A 15,546-nucleotide genomic window follows, 5' to 3' on the forward strand; every position below is an offset into this window, starting at 1 on the left:
CTCGGGCAAGCGGGCCCGTGACCGGCCGGAGCCGCTCACGGCCTCCAAGCTCGCTCGTTGATTCAAATCAAGGCCAAGCCGGTAACGACCGCAAACATTTCATGTGCGCGGTCGTGCCGCCGGCGTGACGGAATTCTTCTCTCGCCGGTCAGTCGAGATTTAAACCAGTGGAGGATATGATGAGGTTCATCAAAGGAGCATTTCCAGCAATTCTTACTGTCGCGACCACCATGATTTCTGTAGCCGGAAGCGAAGCAGCGCCCTTGCCGACCAACGTCGGCGCCATGAGAGCCACGCTCGATAATGACGTGGTGAAAGTGCGCTACGGAGGCTGGGGTTATCGCGGCGGATGGGGCGGAGGCTACCGCGGAGCGGGATTGGGCTATCGTGGTTTGGGCTATCGCGGCGCCGGATATGGCTACAGAGGTTACGAATATCGAGGCTACCGTGGCTGGGGCGCCGGCGCGGTGGTTGCGGGCGCTGTCGTGGGTGGCGCGATCGCAAGCTCCGGCTACTATGGTGCATATCCTTCCTACGGCGGCGGATACTCCTCTTACGGCGGAGGATACGGCTATGAATATTGTCCGCCCAGTGCCTACAGCGCCTACGGTAGCTATGGCGGTTATGGCGGCTACTATGCGAGGCGGAGCTACTATTCCGGCTGGTAGATCTGCCCCGGATTTTCCTGAGCACGCGCTCTTGGTGCCCGGGCTCGTCTTCGCGAGTCCTGAAAGCGCCAACGCGGCCGTATATTGCCAATATGTGGACTAGCCCGCGCATTGCGTTGCAAGACCGGGCGTCGTCTTGGGAGTGCGTCCCGTCGCGCGCGCTGCCGCACGAGAAGCAGTGCGGTCCGGCACTCCGACCAACCGCGGCGGTCCGGTCGATCGCGCCGGCAGACGCTGACTGGCTTGCACGATGAGACCACAAAAATGAGGGCCGACATGACTGCCGGCCCCCTGAAGACATCAGACCGGGAGAGTTCAGTACCTCGCGACGACCGGGTTGGCCCCTCCGAAGCGGTAGTTGAAGCGCACGGTGAGCATATCCACGTCCTGGGTGATCCGGTCGTTTACAAAAGCGGCAAGGCGCGGATCGGCGGCCGTGAACGAATTATTCCGATGCCCCATGAACAGATGGTCGTATTCGAGCCCCACCGACCAGTTCGGGGTGAAGCCATACTCGTATCCGACACCAATGACACCACCCCAGCGGGTTGCGCTTTGCGCCGCGAGCTCGGCGCCGGACGCAGTATCAAGCACGCTGAGACGATTGTCTGTTACCGCAGCGCCACCCTTCACGTAGAACAGTGACGCATTCCAGGCGTAGCCGATCTGGCCGGTGAAGAGGCCGATGGCGCTCGTTTTGGCGCGCGTGGAGAGCGCCGGATTGAACAGGCTGACGCGCTGGTTGCTGAGATCCGCCCAATCGCCCTGAGCCTCCAGACCAAACACCCACTGGCTGGCCTGCCAGCGATAACCGAGCTGGCCACCGATGACACCACCGGAACGATCGCGGCAGCCAGAGGCGACGGCGACTCCAGCCGCGTCAAGGAAATCGACGCAGTTGTGGTTCTGCGCCCAGCCACCATTGCCGCCGATGTAGAACCCCGTCCAATTGTAGATCGGAATGATCGGTGCCGGTGGAGGCGCCTTTACGGCCATATCGGCAGCCATGGCGGTCCCCGCCGTGCACAGCGCCACCAGACCAACGGTTGCTAGTAGAAGTCTTTTCATCATGCTCTCTCCTTGCCGGCCGCTTTTGATTGCCCGATCGGCGGCTTGTTGCACTGCAATCATCCCCCAACTTCCAGCTGAAACTCTACGGGCGACGCCACAAACTCCACGTGCCATAATGGCAACACTCAAGACATTTCGACGCGACATCGGCATGAGCACCAAGACATGCTGCCTATTTCTCCGGGGCGCGCTTGGCATCGTGGCCGGCAACCTCGTCGCCTCGGTCTTGCTCTATCCAGGACGGGATATCGCTCGAGGGAATCAGCCGTCGCGGCAAAAAGGGATTGAGCGTGCCTGCAAACACGATCAATCCCTCATTGAACTTCGCTCGCGCGAAAGCCCGCGCCTCGGCTTCGCTCTCGAATGTGCGTGTCTCCCGTGGACTTCGCCGCTTCGGCAAGGTCCCACGCTTGTGCAACTCGAATGTTACGTACCAGGTCTGCGGCATCCGCCAGCTTCCGGATCGCGATCAAGCAGACATCTGCCGGCGAACGATAATCGGTGAGGTCATGTCGGCGTCCTAATTGCGCCGCTCTTCACGGCGCTCCGTGCGCCCTGTACGCCTTTCCTGACGGCGTTCAGTCCGGCCCGCGCGCCGTTCCTGACGCCGCTCGTGGCGGGCTCCGCGCCTCTCCTGGCGTCGCTCCATGCCGATCGTCTGCGCCGGCGCTTCTGCTCCGAACAGGAACGTTCCGGAGGTCGCCAATCCGAGTACCGCGGCCCATCCGAGCAACGAAAGAGCCCGGCGACGATCGATTCGCTCAGACCTTGACGTTTCACTCATGTCAGTTACTCCCGATCTTCAAGGACGTTTGATTGGGCAATGCCTCGACGTGCACTCGTTGATAGTATCAATGGCGGGCGCCCCACTCCGAAGACGACGATAGGAGACGCTCACCAAACCTGGTTGCCGAACCAGCCGTATTGCGGCGGCCGCGCGACGAGCCGGATATTTTTTTCGATGTGCCTCCTCGCACTTTTGTTTTGGCGCTGCGGCTTCACATCCGCCTTTGTCGACGGACGCGCTGGCGGTCGTTCGGCATCGGGGGCTCCTAGCTGAGCAAAGGCCTCGCGAGCGCGCCTCTGTGAGACGTCGGCGCCGGGCAGGATACCAAGCTCGACCCTGGCGATGTCGGTTGCGACAATCGTCGGCAGGCTAGTGTCGAGAACGACCCGCTCGGGTAATTTCCAATCGGAATGGATGCGGATGGTCGCGGAGCGCGCAGCTCCACCGTGGATGGCGGGCCGATCCGGCACCAGTGCGTCCACAACAAAGAGCATCGCGAGCAACGTACTGCCGACATAGAGCAGATATCGTGAGATGGGCATTGTCGGCGCCATTGCCGCCGCAGATCTTCGCCGGGCAAGCAACGGGCCACGGCGGCAGAATTGGCGAAGCAATGCAACCTGCATGGCATGGCTGCCTAAATCGAGCCGCCGCTTCTGCCGCGGCGCGCCCCTGGTGAAGCACTTGCTGAGGCATGGCGGCGCTTCGTCGGTAAGCGCACGCACGCTGCAGCAGGCGAATATTCACCGCGTCCGAACGCGGCTTCGCTTGAGCCAGATCAACGAATTGAACTATCGCAACACGGCCTCGCATAGTATCGCACGGCTTGGTCAGTGGCCGTGACCTGCCCCTTGGTACAATGACCGGAAGGGCAATTGCAGAGGTGTGGCACGCAACGCAGAATTCTCACCGTGTACATCGAGCTTCTGGCAGGGAGGGCCGATGATGAGTCAATTCGAGCTGAGTTCGCGCGCAGCACTTTGCCGGCAGCTTGCAAGCCAGGATCCGGCAAACCAAACGGTCTGGATGGCCGAGGCAAGAAGCTGGTCACGGCTGGCCGCCGAGATGCTTCCTGATGAGCACCAATTGAAAGGCGGCATCACCGCCCGGTTATTCTTCGCCTTCAACAAATTGGTCGCGGCGCAACACGAGCCTGCGAACCAAACGGCAGAAATGATGAAAAGTAGATCCAAACGCGTCATACCGCCTCGGAGCTTGTCACCGACTGCCTGACGCATTCCAGCGAGAAGCGTTCGCACGATTGCATACATGGCTCAAGTATGGAGAGAGCCGGTGCACCACGTGACAGCATGCTTTCCGATGCGACCCGGCGGGCTGCACTCGTCGGACGTCAAAGCGTCGTCATCCAGATTCCCTTAACTCGATCTGAACTTGACCCGGTAAAATCGAAGACGAAGCAGATGCGATTTGTTGAATCCCTTGATCTAAAGCAAGCCGCAGCCCTGGTGCTGCGTTGGTGTGGTGGCGTTGAAGTTCATTTTTGGAGAACGTCCATGAAGTCGATAAGCGCAAGGAAGATTGCCGTTGCCGTCGCCGCGCTCGTATGCGGCACGACGCTGTCCATCGGCTGGACCGATCAAGGCGGAGTTTCGCTGGGGCTCGACAAGGCGCAAGCGGCGACGAGGTTGTACGTCACTCCCTATTATCGCGGACACTACTACACTAACGAGGGTCTGCCCTGGTACGCCGTGCGAGCCTATTACTTCGGCGGACCGTGGAGCTATGGCTATAGCGGCTGGACCGACTATGCGGCGCGCAACGGCATCGGTTGCGTCCCAGGCTCGTTGGTGAAGGGCGGCGATGGCATCATGTACGTGTGCCAATAGAGCTTGATGATGGCGCGATGGGCGGCGCTCATTAAGCCGCCTGTCGCGCTAATCTGAGCTCAGGAGATCGACGGCTGAGGGGGAGGATACCGTGACCTATGTTCTGGTCGTCATCAGCTGGCTCGGCGTCGCGAATGGCGCCGTCATATCGACACAAGAATTTTCAAGCGCAGAGCGTTGCGAAGCAGCCCGGACGGCGCTGATGGAATACGCGAAAGCGCGCAGCAGCGACGAGACACTGAGGCCGCTCTGCATACAGAAGTAAAAACGAGGCGAAAAGGGTGACGCATGTACCCGAACCCGACTGAATCGTTCTGGTGGTTCGCCTTCGGTTACCAGCTTACGATTTCGACGGTTCCTTGATCTTGATCAATGGTCCGAGCCCCAGTCCATGGAGCGTCCAAATTCACTCTCACAGGCGGAGACTATTATGAAGCTTGGTTTGGTCACAAAATTATCACTCGCAGTTGCCGTGGTCGCCCTCGGAGTGTCCGGCTCGATGGACTGGTCGGTGGACGAAGGCCTTTCGCTCTCGCTCGGCCGGGCTGAAGCACGGGTCGGGCGGCCCTTGACGCCCGTATCAGTCGCCGGCGTAGCACGGCGCACCACCAGGCGCGCGGTCGTCGGCGGCGCAGCAGTTGGTGCAGCCGCTGTCGGTACGGGATGTGTCCGCGTTCTGGTCAATGGCAGCTACGTCTGTCGCTGATAGCCGTCGTAGCCGGCTCTGAACATCGTATCCTGCCGGACGATTTTTCTGCAGCATGTACTGTTCAGGTTTCGGAGCGCGATGGACGTTGCCACATGCGAGCGGCGATGCACCGAACAAATCCTCGTCGGGCCACTGGGAGATTTTTCAGTCTCCCAGCGGCCCTTTGGCGTCCCCGTCGCTTCCCTTCAGCAACTCGTATTTGATCCGCCGCATGCGTGCCTGGGCTTCGAGCGGCTTGCAATAGGCGGTTGACGCTGCGAGCAGATCGATGGTGGCGAGAAATGCATAGCGCGACGCCGTCGGCTTGAGCGCGTCGGGCGCTTCCGGCACGTGCACGCCGAGCGCAATATCGGCGATCGAGGCCAGCCTGCTTTGCGGCTTGGTAATTGCGACGACCAAGGCGCCGTATTGCTTGGCGATACTGGCTGCCTCGATCACCGCGTTCGCTGCACCGGTGGTCGAGATGGCAACGACGACATCATCCCGTCCGAGGGTCGCGGCGATCATCCGCATCAAGCTCGGATCGGAGGCATGCGAGACGGCAACCCCAAGACGAAAGAACCGGTTCTGAACCTCCGCCGCCGCAAGAGTGGAACCGCCCCCAACCCCGAACGCGGCAAGCTTCGAACAGCGCGAGATAGCTTCGGCAGCCCTCTCGATGTCTTCCTTGCGAAGTCCTTCCTCGGCGGCGGCAATTGCACGGCGAATTTCCTGAAACACCGACCGCCAGAGCGCGGGGCGCGCCAGATCGGTCCCGACATGCGGGGGAAGCTCAACGTAAATCCGCCCGACCGCCATTGCTTGAGCCAGCCTCACCTTGAGGTCGCGGACGCCCCGACAACCGACGGAGCGGCTGAACCGGGTTACCGTCGGCTCGCTGACGCGCGCCCGACGGGCCAACTCGGAATTGCTGGCGTGAACGGCAAACTCCATATCGGCCAGCAGCACCGTGGCAACGCGTTGCTCCGAGGGGCTGAGGCTTGGAGCGCTTTGCCTGATGAGGGAGATGATGTCGCCGGCCACGACATTGTCGTCGCCCGACGGCTTCGAGATCGCTGTACCAACGGCTCTCGCCGGATGATTTCGCTTTGCACGCGCCATTGCCCGCCCTTCCCCAGGTCAGATCAACCTGCGCCCTTGGCAAGAAGCTGCCGTAAGAAACCTTCAGCATCGACCAAACGTATATCGGCATGCCCCATCAAGAACAGCATTTTCCGCTTGATAATTGCCAAATTGTGTATGTAACTTTCGAACAACCAATAGCGTGCCATCAGCCCAACAGCTGAAAGGCACATCCCCTGCACCGGGACGCAGGCGGTTCAACAAGGCGGGAGGGCGATCATGAGATACGGTCCAAGTGTCTTGATGCGTGGCGTCATGGGGCTGGCCACTGCGTCGTTTTTGATTGCGCAGGCCAATGCCGCCACCCTGCTCCGCGAAGCCACCATCGGAGAACCGCCGCCGCTCGATGTCATGCTGACGACAGCCGACGTCGCATCGGTCATCGGCCGCCACATCTTCGAGACCCTGTATGCCCTGGACTCGACCTATACGCCGCGTCCGATGCTGGCCGAGAGCGATCGCACGGAAGACGGCGGTCGGACCATCGTCATCAAGCTCCGCGAAGGTGTCCTCTTCCACAACGGCAAGGAGATGACCGCCAAGGACGTGGTCGCCTCGATGACGCGATGGGGCAGTTTCGGTGCGCGTGGCAAGCTCCTGATGGCGGCGGCTACCTCGGTCGAGGCGACCGGAAAGTATGAAGTCACGCTGAAATTGTCCGCGCCGAACGGCGCCTGGAAGGCTCTCATTGCGGACGTCAATGGCGGCCTTGCGATCTATCGGGAAGACATAGCCGCCAAAGCGGGAAACCGGCCGATCGAGCAAAAGGACTATATCGGCACCGGACCCTACAAGTTCGTGGAGTGGCGGCCGAACCGCTATGTCGAGGTGGAGAGGTTCGAGGGCTACAAGCCAGTCAAGGAAAAGGGGGACGGCTTCGCCGGCGCCCGCGTTGCGAGCTTCGACAAGATCCGGTTCATTCCGGTGCCTGACGTCGGCACGCGCGTGAGCGGCGTGCAGGCGGGCGACTACGACTACGCGGAAATGATCTCCGGCGATCTGTACGAGTCCCTGAGCAAAGATCCATCGGTTCAGGTGCGGCGTACCAACGCGCCGATCTTCGGCCTTTTCTTCATGAACTCGAAGCAGGGAATCCTGAAGGACAATTACAAGCTCCGCCGCGCCATCCAGACCGCGCTGGACAAGTCGCAGGCATTGCGCGTCGCCTTCGGTCCCAAGGACCTGTGGAATGCCGAAGGATCGATCTTTCCCAACGGCACACCCTGGTACTCGACCGAAGGCGCCTCCAATTACAGTGCGCACGATCCGAAGAAGGCCAAGGAGCTCGCAAAGGAGGCGGACTACACGGGGACGCCGATCCGCCTGCTGGTCTCGACGAACTACCAGGCACACTATGATGAAGCCTCTGTCTTCACCCGCCAGCTGGCCGACGCCGGCATCAATGTTCAGATGATGGTCGTCGATTGGGCGACCCTTCTGAAGATGCGCGGCCAGCCGGAACAGTGGGACATCTTCGTCACCCACCATTCCTTCGCGCCCGACCCGCTGCTGCTCACGTTCCTGAATGCGAGCTATCCCGGCTGGTGGGACAGCCCCGAGATCGGCTCGCTTCGGGCAGAGTTGATCAACACGACCGATCCAGCTGCGCGCAAGTCGACATGGGACAAGATCCAGTCGCTGATCTATGAGCAGGTACCGGTGATGAAAGTAGGCGATGCCTACACCTATGACATTGCGTCTCCCAAGCTCAAGGGGCTCAATCCAAACGGTCCCGTGTTCTGGAATGTGTCCACGAAATAAGGACGGACAATGAGGCCGCGAGGACTGTCGAGCGCCGGCGCCGGCGCGCATCGTTGCCGCTGACCAGGCGCCCAATCACATGTGGTCTTACGCATTCAAGCGCGCAGGAACGACGGCGGTGACGCTGCTGGCAGCGTCCATCATCATCTTCGCGTTCATCCATATCGTGCCGGGTGACCCGATCTATGTTCTGCTCGGTGACACCGCGACGCCCGACCAGATCGACGCCTTGCGACACCAGCTCGGTCTCGACCAGCCGATCATCCTGCAATATCTCACTTGGGCCGGCCATGTGCTCGAGGGCGATCTCGGGCGGTCGATCTTCTTCCAGGCGCCCGTGCTGTCGGTGATTGCCGATGGCGCCGAGACCAGCATCTTGCTCGCCACCATGACGATGATCTGGGTTGCGGTCATCGGCGTGCCGATCGGCATGATTGCGGCGGTCCGGCACGGCACGTGGCTCGACCAGGGATTGTCCGGTGGGGCGATGCTGATGGCCTCGATACCCACGTTCTGGGTCGGGCTCTATCTGATCCTGATCTTCGCCGCCTGGCTCGGCTGGTTTCCGAGCTCCGGTTATCCGTCGATCTTCGAAGGCGGTGTCGTCAATCTCCGCTATCTCGTCCTCCCCAGCCTGGCGCTTGCGGCTCCGAATGCCGCTTTGATCCTGCGGCTGACGCGCGCCAGCATGCTCGACGTCTCCCGGGAGGACTACGTGCGCACGGCGCGTGCAAAGGGAATTAGGCCGTGGCAGGTCGTGCGTCGTCACATCTGGCGTAATGCACTGCTGGCGGTCGTCTCGGCCTTCGGCTTCACTTTCGCCGCACTGTTGTCCGAAGCGGTGGTGACCGAAACCGTGTTTGCCCTGCCCGGCATCGGCCGCCTCGTCGTTCAGTCGATCCTTCGCCGAGACTACCCTGTGATCCAGGGCGTCATCCTAGTTATTGTCGTGGTTTATCTCCTGATCAATCTGATCGTCGATCTGAGCTATCGTCTGCTCGATCCGCGGGTTGAACTTCAATGAGCAGCAACAGCGTGACATTGTGGCTCAAGCCGTTCATCGCCCGTCCGATCGCACTGGCCGGGCTCGGGGTCCTTCTGGCGACCGTGCTGGCCGCGATCTTCGCACCCTGGCTGTCGCCTTACGATCCGTATGCCATCGATCCCCTGATCCGCCTGACGCCCCCGAACGTGACCCACTGGTTCGGCACCGACCAATTCGGCCGGGATACCCTGTCGCGCACCATTCATTCAGCACGCATGGCTCTTCTGATCGGCTCGGGCGTGGTCGTCTTCGCTCTCGCGACCGGCGTTCCGGCCGGCGTACTTTCCGCTCTGTTCCCGCGGCTGGGTCACCTGCTGATGCGCATGGTCGACGTGCTGATGGCCTTCCCGACTCTGCTTCTCGCACTCGGCCTGATTGTCATCTTGAGCCCAAGTGTGGCCACCGTCATTCTGGCCATCGGGATCGGCTACATGACGACGACGACCCGGATCGTCTACGGACTGACACTGCGCTTGCGCGCGGAAACCTATGTCGAGGCGTCGCGCAGCATGGGCGCCGGAGCGGCATGGCTCATCAGTCGGCACATCTTGCCGAACCTGGTCTCACCACTTCTCGTGCAGGCCAGCTTCGTCTTCGCGTTCGCGCAGCTCGGCGCGGCATCACTCGATTTCCTGGGCCTCGGCGCCCCGCCGGACATTCCGAGCTGGGGCAATATGCTGGCGGAGTCGCGGACCTTCATCACGCGCGCTCCGTGGCTGCTCTTCTTTCCGGGCATGATGATCGTGGCGACGGCGTTTTCTCTGAACCTGGTCGGCGATGCATTGCGCGATCGACTTGATCCGCGATTCCGTCAGGTCTTTGGTGAGAAGGGTTAGGCCGTGCTGACAGTTTGCGACCTTACGGTGTCAGTGGGGCCGGAAACCTCGCCGGTCGACATCGTCGCGGGCGTGTCCTTCGGCTTGGCCAAGGGCGAGATCCTTGGTCTCGTCGGCGAGTCCGGTTGCGGAAAGAGCATGACCTCGCTTGCGGTCATGGGATTGCTGCCGCAGCCCGGTCCCCGGGTTCGCGCCGGGCGGGTCCTGTTGGAGGGCTGCGACGTAACGCAGCTGCAGCCCTGGCAACGTGTCGAAGCGGGCCACGGCCGCATGGCAATGATCTTTCAGGAGCCGATGACCTCACTCAACCCTGTTCGTCGGATCGGCGATCAGATCGCCGAAGCCGTGCGCGTGCATGAGGGAATTTCGGGCGCGGCGGCGCTGGTCCGTGCGCGCGAACTGCTCGAACTGGTACGTATGCCCGACCCCAAAATGCAGCTGTCCGCGTATCCGCATCAATTGTCCGGAGGCCAACGCCAGCGGGTCATGATCGCGATTGCGCTGGCCTGCAGGCCACAGGTGCTGGTCGCCGATGAACCGACCACCGCGCTCGATGTCACCATACAGGTTCAGATTCTCGGGCTCTTGCGCGAGCTCTGCAATCGGCTGGATATGGCGATATTGTTCATCACCCACGACATGGGAGTCATTGCGCAGCTCGCCGATCGCGTCGCTGTCATGTACGCCGGTCGGATCGTGGAAACCGCTTCAGTCGATGCGCTGTTCGGCGCACCGCGTCATCATTACACCCGCGGATTGATGGATTGCATGCCGTCGCGAAATTCCGGCGCGCGCCGGCTGCCAACCATTTCTGGTCAGCCGCCGCTGCCAGGTACGGTCGCTGCCGGCTGCGTGTTTGCCTTGCGTTGCGCAGCGGTGCGCGATGAGTGCCGCGTGGCGACCCCGCCTCGCCTGGAGGTCTCCCAAGAACACGAGGTGCTCTGCGCATTTCCGCTGGCCGGCGGGGGGCTGCCATGAGCGGCAATGTCATCCTCGACGTCCGGGACATGATGGTCTCGTTCAGTGCCAGGCGAGCCGGTCGGAAATACCGGGTGCAGGCGGTGGATGGTGTATCGCTGTCGCTGGCGGAAGGCGAGGTCCTCGGGATCGTGGGCGAATCCGGCTGCGGCAAGACCACGCTAGGCCGAACCCTCGTCGGGCTGGTCCAGCCCGACAGCGGCAACATCAATTTGAAGGGAACCGAATTGATCGGAGCCGGCCGCTCCGGCCTGCGCGAGATGCGTCTGAACGTCCGGATGGTTTTCCAGGACCCCAATGCATCGCTCAACCCGCGGCGCGCAATTGGAGATTCGGTGGCGGAGGCGGCCGACATCAGCGGCATCTTCAAGAGCCGCGCCGAGCGCAGCGCGGCCATAGCCGCCACCTTGACGGCCGTCGGGTTGAACCCGTCTTTCGCCGCTCGCTACCCTTACGAACTGAGTGGCGGGCAACGGCAACGGGTCGGAATTGCACGCGCCATTCTTCCCACGCCGTCCATCATCGTCGCCGACGAGCCGGTCTCGGCCCTCGACGTTTCCGTGCAGGCCCAAGTGCTCAACCTGATGATTGATCTGCGTGACCAATTGAGACTGTCGATGCTCTTCATCTCGCACGACCTTGGCGTGATCGGACAGATCAGCAGCCGCGTTGCTGTCATGTATATGGGCCGGATCGTGGAGCAGGCCGGGACGCGGACGGTCCTGGATCATCCGCTCCACCCCTATACGCGCGCGTTGGTGGCGGCAATTCCGAAGCCCGATCCATCGGAACGGATCCAGGGCGCGATCGAAATGGGTGAACCGCCAAGCCTCTTCACGCGACCGCACGGCTGTGCATATGCGCCCCGCTGTCCTATGGCGAGCGATCGCTGTCTCGTCGATGTGCCACAACTTCGATCTGTCGGTGCGGACGGTCGGACGATCGCCTGCCACAACGTATAACCAGCGAGTGCCGCGCGCGGCGAAATCACGCAACGCCTACGATTGATTTCTCCTCTATTCGAGCGATCCCTTCACACGGCGGCAGTCCGCGACCGCCATGCGGCTGGCGGGTGCAAATTCGGGAAGCCTGACGCCTGTTGCACTGCGATCTTAATCGCGACGCAGCATTCAAAATGAGACTGCCCGTTAAGCCGCGCGCGGCTCCGGCACGTGCGCTGCATCGGAGTTCAGTTAGCCTCCATTTCAAGAACCGTTGGCCTTGTCCGAACGCCGCACCGCGCGGCGGGCGCGTCCAGGCGCGGTGAAAAACAGTGACAAGAACGCCCAGGGAGCAGAGCAATGTTGAAAGGCAGTCTAGGACTGATCGCGTTGAGCAGCCTGTTACTTTCGGGCACCGCCTTCGCACAGGAGAAGATCAAGGTCGGCGTCACCGCGACGCTCGAAGGCACCTACACCGTGCTCGGCGAGGACGGCATCCGCGGCTTCCAGACGGCCCTCAACGTCCTCGGAAAGAAGGTCGGCGACAAGGAACTCGAATTTGTCATCGCCTCGACCGACGCGACGCCGGACTCCGCCGTACGAGCCGTGCGCAAGCTGATCGAGCAGGACAAGGTACAGATCCTGCTGTCGCCGCTCTCTGGCGACGAAGGCATCGCGGTCAAGAATTTTGCAAAGACCCATCCCGAACTCACTTTCATCAATGCCGCCTCCGGTGCCCAGGAAACGACCTATGTCGATCCGGCTCCGAACTTTTTCCGCTACAACATGGACGGCGCGCAGTGGCAGGTGGGCCTCGGCAAATACGCTTATGACCAAAAGAAGTATCGCAAGATCGCGACCGTCGGCGAAGACTACTCCTTCATCTATACGCAGGTGTTCGGCCTCGTGCTCGAGTTCTGCGGTGCTGGCGGACAGGTCACCAACCGGCAATGGGTGCCGCTTGGCACAAAGGACTTTGCCTCGGTTATCGCCGCACTGCCCGACGACGTCGACGCAATCTATCTCGGCCTCGGCGGCGCCGACGCCGTCAACTTCCTGAACCAATACCAGCAGGCCGGCGGCAAGGCGCATCTGATGGGCGGCTCGATCATGATCGACCAGACCATCCTGTCGTCCAAGGGAAACGCCAAGAATGCCCTGATCGGCACGCTGGCCGCGAGCGGCCAGGCCGACACCTGGGAGAACCCGAGTTGGCAGAAGTTCGTGAAGGACTATCAGGACGCCTTCCCGCCCAACAAGCGCTTCCCGAGCCCATCGCTGCTCGCCACCAACTATTATGGCTCGACCATGGCGCTGATCCTGGCGCTGCGTCAGGTCAACGGAGATCTCTCCAACAATCAGGCCAAGTACAAGGAGGCGCTTGCCAAGATCGAACTCGACGCACCCAACGGCAAGATCAAGCTGGACTCCAACCGCCAGGCGATCGGCACCAACTTCGTCACCGAGGTCGTCGACGACGGCAAGGGCGCGCTGTTCTCAAAGGTCGTGAACGTGATCCCGAACGTCAACCAAACGCTGGGCTACGATCCCGCGGTGTTCGCCAAAATCGGTTTACCGAGCCGCACAGTACCAGAATGTAAGAAATACTGACCTAGTCTCGTTCGCGAACGATGACCGGCCGGGGAGAGATTTGCCAGAAGCGCGACACGTGCGCCCTTGCATTCTCTCCTCGGTTGTTGAACGCTACCAAAAAATACCAAGAGCTTTTGGGAGGAGAGGCATGAGCCGGGCGCTCGCCGTCTTCCACGGCCGCTTTGGTCGGGCGACGGTCTATCAGTTGAACCGCCCTTTCAACATCCACGCACATCGCGAAGGTCATTTGATCTTCCATGTCGGCGGGCGTTCCGCATGCATCGATGTCAGCGATGGACGCTACGAGCTCACCGAAGATTCCGTCGTCGCGGTCAATCCGTGGGAGCCGCATAATTTCCTGCCGTCCGATCTCGACGGCGGTGCCGTTTTCTTCGTGCTCTACGTCAATGCGGAGTGGTTTGCGCCCGATGCGCCCGGCGCCGATCGCCTGCGCTTCGGCCGCACCCAGTTCACGCGGTCCGTTGCGCTGGACAAGCATATCAGGCACGCAGCCGCCCTCGTGTGCGGCGCTCCCTCGCTCAACAGCCTCGATGGCGAGCTGAGAAGCCTGATCGACATCTGTTATGACGAAAGCTGGCAACAGGCGGCGACCGCGCGCGATCCGCGCACAAACGGTTCCATCACTGATTTTCGCGTGCGCAAGTGCATCAAGATGATGTCGGAGAGTCCTGGCGCCGAGATCGAGCTCGACACCATCGCGCGCGAATCCGGCCTGTCGCGGCCGCATTTCTACCGGCTCTTCCGCACCCAGACCGGCGTCACGCCACACCTCTATCTCAACACGCTGATGATGGAGCAGGCGCTGGAGGCACTGGTGGCGAGCGAAGCGCCGATCGCTGATATCGGCTTCGATCTCGGCTTCTCGTCGCAGAGCGGATTCACCCGCTTCTTCGCCGCCAATGTCGGCATGGCGCCGACCGATTATCGCCGCGCGGCCAAGGTTTTGCGCGCCTGACCGCACGCGAAAAGATACTCACGATCAAACACCTCCCTTACAGCCGCATTAGGATGCGCCAAACGCGATCCCGAAAAGAGGATCACGCGCAATAGGGAGCGCACGTTCATGGCAGGGCTTGCGGCCGGCAACGGTCTGCGTGCCTCTCCGCCCCGCTTGCGGGGTGAGAGATGGGGTGACGTGAAGACGGAGCGGCGATCATGACCCGCTTTGTCGAGCGCCATCCTGCCTGGGCACTGATTGTCATCATCGTGATTGCGGTGGCGCTTTGGCTGATTTTCGCAGTGTGGCCGCAGGGCGTCGAAGATGCGTTCGGCCGCAAGCGGGTCTTCCTCAACGCCCTCTTCAACGGCATCACGCTCGGCGGTCTCTATTTCCTCGTCGCCAGCGGCTTCACGCTGATCTTCGGCCTGATGCGCAACGTCAACCTCGCGCACGGTTCGCTCTATTTGTTCGGCGGCTATGTCGGCTATGCCATCAGCGCCGCTACCGGTTCATGGGTCCTCAGCTTCATCGTCGCTTTCGTCCTGACGGCACTGGTCGGCGTCCTGCTCCAGGTCCTCGTCTTCCGCCGTATGGAAGGCCAGGACCTGCGCCAGACCATGGTGACCATCGGACTCTCGATCGTGTTCGCCGATCTGATGCTGTGGGCCTGCGGTGGCGATTTCTATCAGATCCAGACCCCGAACTGGCTGATCGGACCTGTGGAGCTGCCGCTGGTCACCGCGATCAAATCCTCAGGCGAGCCGGTCTATCTCCGCTATCCCTTGGTTCGACTCGTGATCTTCGCCGCCTCCGTCGTGATCGGCATGGCGATGTGGCTGGCGCTCAACCGCACGCGCATCGGCATGATCATCCGCGCCGGCGTCGACGATCGCGACATCTTGGCTGCGACCGGGGTACGGATCCAACTCGTTTTCGTGGTGGTGTTTGCGCTCGGCGCCGGCCTCGCCGGCGTCGCTGGCGTCGTCGGCGGAACCTTCCAGTCGCTCTCGCCAGGCGAAGATATCCGCTTCCTGCTCGCCTCCCTCGTCGTCGTGATCGTCGGTGGGATGGGCTCGATTCCTGGGGCTGCGCTGGGCGCGCTCATCATTGGCCTCGCCGAACAGCTCGGCTCGGTCTACATCCCGACCTACGCCATCGTCGTGACCTTCCTGATCATGGTTCTGGTGCTGGCAATTCGGCCGCAGGGCCTGTTGGCGAGGCGCTGAC

The 15,546-nt window shown here is 61.7% G+C and carries 17 protein-coding genes; 13 read left to right on the plus strand and 4 right to left on the minus strand.

Annotated features, from left to right (window positions below):
- Nucleotides 1-179: 179 nt before the first annotated feature.
- The gene (locus tag AC0L30_RS04130; RefSeq protein WP_473403829.1) at nucleotides 180-668 is read left to right on the plus strand and encodes a hypothetical protein; all 489 of its coding nucleotides are present in this window, start codon (nucleotides 180-182) and stop codon (nucleotides 666-668) included.
- Nucleotides 669-983: 315 nt separating this feature from the next.
- Here AC0L30_RS04130 and AC0L30_RS04135 read toward each other — a convergent pair whose 3' ends face one another.
- The 3 genes from AC0L30_RS04135 to AC0L30_RS04145 form a co-directional block, all read right to left on the minus strand.
- A complete protein-coding gene (locus tag AC0L30_RS04135; RefSeq protein WP_007592988.1) occupies nucleotides 984-1,739 on the minus strand; it encodes an outer membrane protein in 756 nt (251 codons plus the stop codon).
- A 172-nt stretch (nucleotides 1,740-1,911) separates the two neighbouring features.
- Nucleotides 1,912-2,187 (minus strand): hypothetical protein, encoded by a 276-nt coding sequence (locus AC0L30_RS04140; RefSeq protein WP_473403830.1) that lies wholly within the window; start codon nucleotides 2,185-2,187, stop codon nucleotides 1,912-1,914.
- Nucleotides 2,188-2,633: 446 nt separating this feature from the next.
- Complete coding sequence (locus AC0L30_RS04145) at nucleotides 2,634-3,152, minus strand: hypothetical protein (RefSeq protein WP_007592992.1); 519 nt, start codon at nucleotides 3,150-3,152, stop codon at nucleotides 2,634-2,636.
- 316 nt (nucleotides 3,153-3,468) lie between these two features.
- On the opposite strand from AC0L30_RS04145, the gene AC0L30_RS04150 reads away from it, so the two are divergent.
- The 4 genes from AC0L30_RS04150 to AC0L30_RS04165 all read left to right on the plus strand — a co-directional run bounded on the left by AC0L30_RS04150 (nucleotide 3,469) and on the right by AC0L30_RS04165 (nucleotide 5,079).
- On the plus strand, nucleotides 3,469-3,759 hold the full coding sequence (locus AC0L30_RS04150; protein WP_157158565.1) for a hypothetical protein: 291 nt from the start codon (nucleotides 3,469-3,471) through the stop codon (nucleotides 3,757-3,759).
- Nucleotides 3,760-4,040: 281 nt separating this feature from the next.
- Nucleotides 4,041-4,373 carry a hypothetical protein gene (locus tag AC0L30_RS04155; protein WP_007592996.1) on the plus strand — a complete coding sequence of 111 codons (333 nt, stop codon included), beginning with the start codon at nucleotides 4,041-4,043 and terminating at the stop codon, nucleotides 4,371-4,373.
- A gap of 91 nt (nucleotides 4,374-4,464) precedes the next feature.
- The gene (locus AC0L30_RS04160; protein ID WP_007592998.1) at nucleotides 4,465-4,638 is read left to right on the plus strand and encodes a hypothetical protein; all 174 of its coding nucleotides are present in this window, start codon (nucleotides 4,465-4,467) and stop codon (nucleotides 4,636-4,638) included.
- A 165-nt stretch (nucleotides 4,639-4,803) separates the two neighbouring features.
- A complete protein-coding gene (locus AC0L30_RS04165; protein WP_007593000.1) occupies nucleotides 4,804-5,079 on the plus strand; it encodes a hypothetical protein in 276 nt (91 codons plus the stop codon).
- A gap of 147 nt (nucleotides 5,080-5,226) precedes the next feature.
- Here the strand turns inward: AC0L30_RS04165 and AC0L30_RS04170 are convergent, their stop codons facing one another.
- Nucleotides 5,227-6,105 carry a MurR/RpiR family transcriptional regulator gene (locus AC0L30_RS04170; protein ID WP_311985924.1) on the minus strand — a complete coding sequence of 293 codons (879 nt, stop codon included), beginning with the start codon at nucleotides 6,103-6,105 and terminating at the stop codon, nucleotides 5,227-5,229.
- Between the two features lie 318 nt (nucleotides 6,106-6,423).
- Between AC0L30_RS04170 and AC0L30_RS04175 the strand changes: the two genes are divergently transcribed.
- From AC0L30_RS04175 to AC0L30_RS04210, 8 genes are all read left to right on the plus strand, one after another.
- A complete protein-coding gene (locus AC0L30_RS04175; RefSeq protein ID WP_473403831.1) occupies nucleotides 6,424-7,965 on the plus strand; it encodes an ABC transporter substrate-binding protein in 1,542 nt (513 codons plus the stop codon).
- Nucleotides 7,966-8,044: 79 nt separating this feature from the next.
- Nucleotides 8,045-8,989 carry an ABC transporter permease gene (locus AC0L30_RS04180; protein ID WP_007593006.1) on the plus strand — a complete coding sequence of 315 codons (945 nt, stop codon included), beginning with the start codon at nucleotides 8,045-8,047 and terminating at the stop codon, nucleotides 8,987-8,989.
- A gap of 11 nt (nucleotides 8,990-9,000) precedes the next feature.
- Complete coding sequence (locus AC0L30_RS04185; RefSeq protein ID WP_473403920.1) at nucleotides 9,001-9,846, plus strand: ABC transporter permease; 846 nt, start codon at nucleotides 9,001-9,003, stop codon at nucleotides 9,844-9,846.
- Between the two features lie 3 nt (nucleotides 9,847-9,849).
- Nucleotides 9,850-10,824, plus strand: coding sequence for an ABC transporter ATP-binding protein (locus AC0L30_RS04190; protein WP_354127596.1), 975 nt, complete (start codon nucleotides 9,850-9,852; stop codon nucleotides 10,822-10,824).
- Nucleotides 10,821-11,786, plus strand: coding sequence for an ABC transporter ATP-binding protein (locus tag AC0L30_RS04195; protein ID WP_473403832.1), 966 nt, complete (start codon nucleotides 10,821-10,823; stop codon nucleotides 11,784-11,786). Before AC0L30_RS04190 ends, AC0L30_RS04195 begins: the two co-directional genes overlap by 4 nt.
- A 339-nt stretch (nucleotides 11,787-12,125) precedes the next feature.
- Nucleotides 12,126-13,376 (plus strand): ABC transporter substrate-binding protein, encoded by a 1,251-nt coding sequence (locus AC0L30_RS04200; RefSeq protein ID WP_007593010.1) that lies wholly within the window; start codon nucleotides 12,126-12,128, stop codon nucleotides 13,374-13,376.
- A 130-nt stretch (nucleotides 13,377-13,506) separates the two neighbouring features.
- Nucleotides 13,507-14,334, plus strand: a complete 828-nt coding sequence (locus AC0L30_RS04205; protein ID WP_219684401.1) for an AraC family transcriptional regulator — start codon at nucleotides 13,507-13,509, stop codon at nucleotides 14,332-14,334.
- Nucleotides 14,335-14,534: 200 nt separating this feature from the next.
- Nucleotides 14,535-15,545, plus strand: coding sequence for a branched-chain amino acid ABC transporter permease (locus AC0L30_RS04210; RefSeq protein ID WP_354127595.1), 1,011 nt, complete (start codon nucleotides 14,535-14,537; stop codon nucleotides 15,543-15,545).
- Nucleotide 15,546 lies beyond the last annotated feature (1 nt).

It is taken from the genome of Bradyrhizobium sp. MI1.11 (genome assembly GCF_055811255.1).

Bases quoted from the DNA above. Each gene is read 5' to 3' on its own strand.
- AC0L30_RS04130 (WP_473403829.1), top strand. From the start codon at position 180: ATGAGGTTCATCAAAGGAGCATTTCCAGCAATTCTTACTGTCGCGACC.
- AC0L30_RS04135 (WP_007592988.1), bottom strand. From the start codon at position 1,739: ATGATGAAAAGACTTCTACTAGCAACCGTTGGTCTGGTGGCGCTGTGC.
- AC0L30_RS04140 (WP_473403830.1), bottom strand. From the start codon at position 2,187: ATGCCGCAGACCTGGTACGTAACATTCGAGTTGCACAAGCGTGGGACC.
- AC0L30_RS04145 (WP_007592992.1), bottom strand. From the start codon at position 3,152: ATGCAGGTTGCATTGCTTCGCCAATTCTGCCGCCGTGGCCCGTTGCTT.
- AC0L30_RS04150 (WP_157158565.1), top strand. From the start codon at position 3,469: ATGATGAGTCAATTCGAGCTGAGTTCGCGCGCAGCACTTTGCCGGCAG.
- AC0L30_RS04155 (WP_007592996.1), top strand. From the start codon at position 4,041: ATGAAGTCGATAAGCGCAAGGAAGATTGCCGTTGCCGTCGCCGCGCTC.
- AC0L30_RS04165 (WP_007593000.1), top strand. From the start codon at position 4,804: ATGAAGCTTGGTTTGGTCACAAAATTATCACTCGCAGTTGCCGTGGTC.
- AC0L30_RS04175 (WP_473403831.1), top strand. From the start codon at position 6,424: ATGAGATACGGTCCAAGTGTCTTGATGCGTGGCGTCATGGGGCTGGCC.
- AC0L30_RS04180 (WP_007593006.1), top strand. From the start codon at position 8,045: ATGTGGTCTTACGCATTCAAGCGCGCAGGAACGACGGCGGTGACGCTG.
- AC0L30_RS04195 (WP_473403832.1), top strand. From the start codon at position 10,821: ATGAGCGGCAATGTCATCCTCGACGTCCGGGACATGATGGTCTCGTTC.
- AC0L30_RS04200 (WP_007593010.1), top strand. From the start codon at position 12,126: ATGTTGAAAGGCAGTCTAGGACTGATCGCGTTGAGCAGCCTGTTACTT.
- AC0L30_RS04205 (WP_219684401.1), top strand. From the start codon at position 13,507: ATGAGCCGGGCGCTCGCCGTCTTCCACGGCCGCTTTGGTCGGGCGACG.
- AC0L30_RS04210 (WP_354127595.1), top strand. From the start codon at position 14,535: ATGACCCGCTTTGTCGAGCGCCATCCTGCCTGGGCACTGATTGTCATC.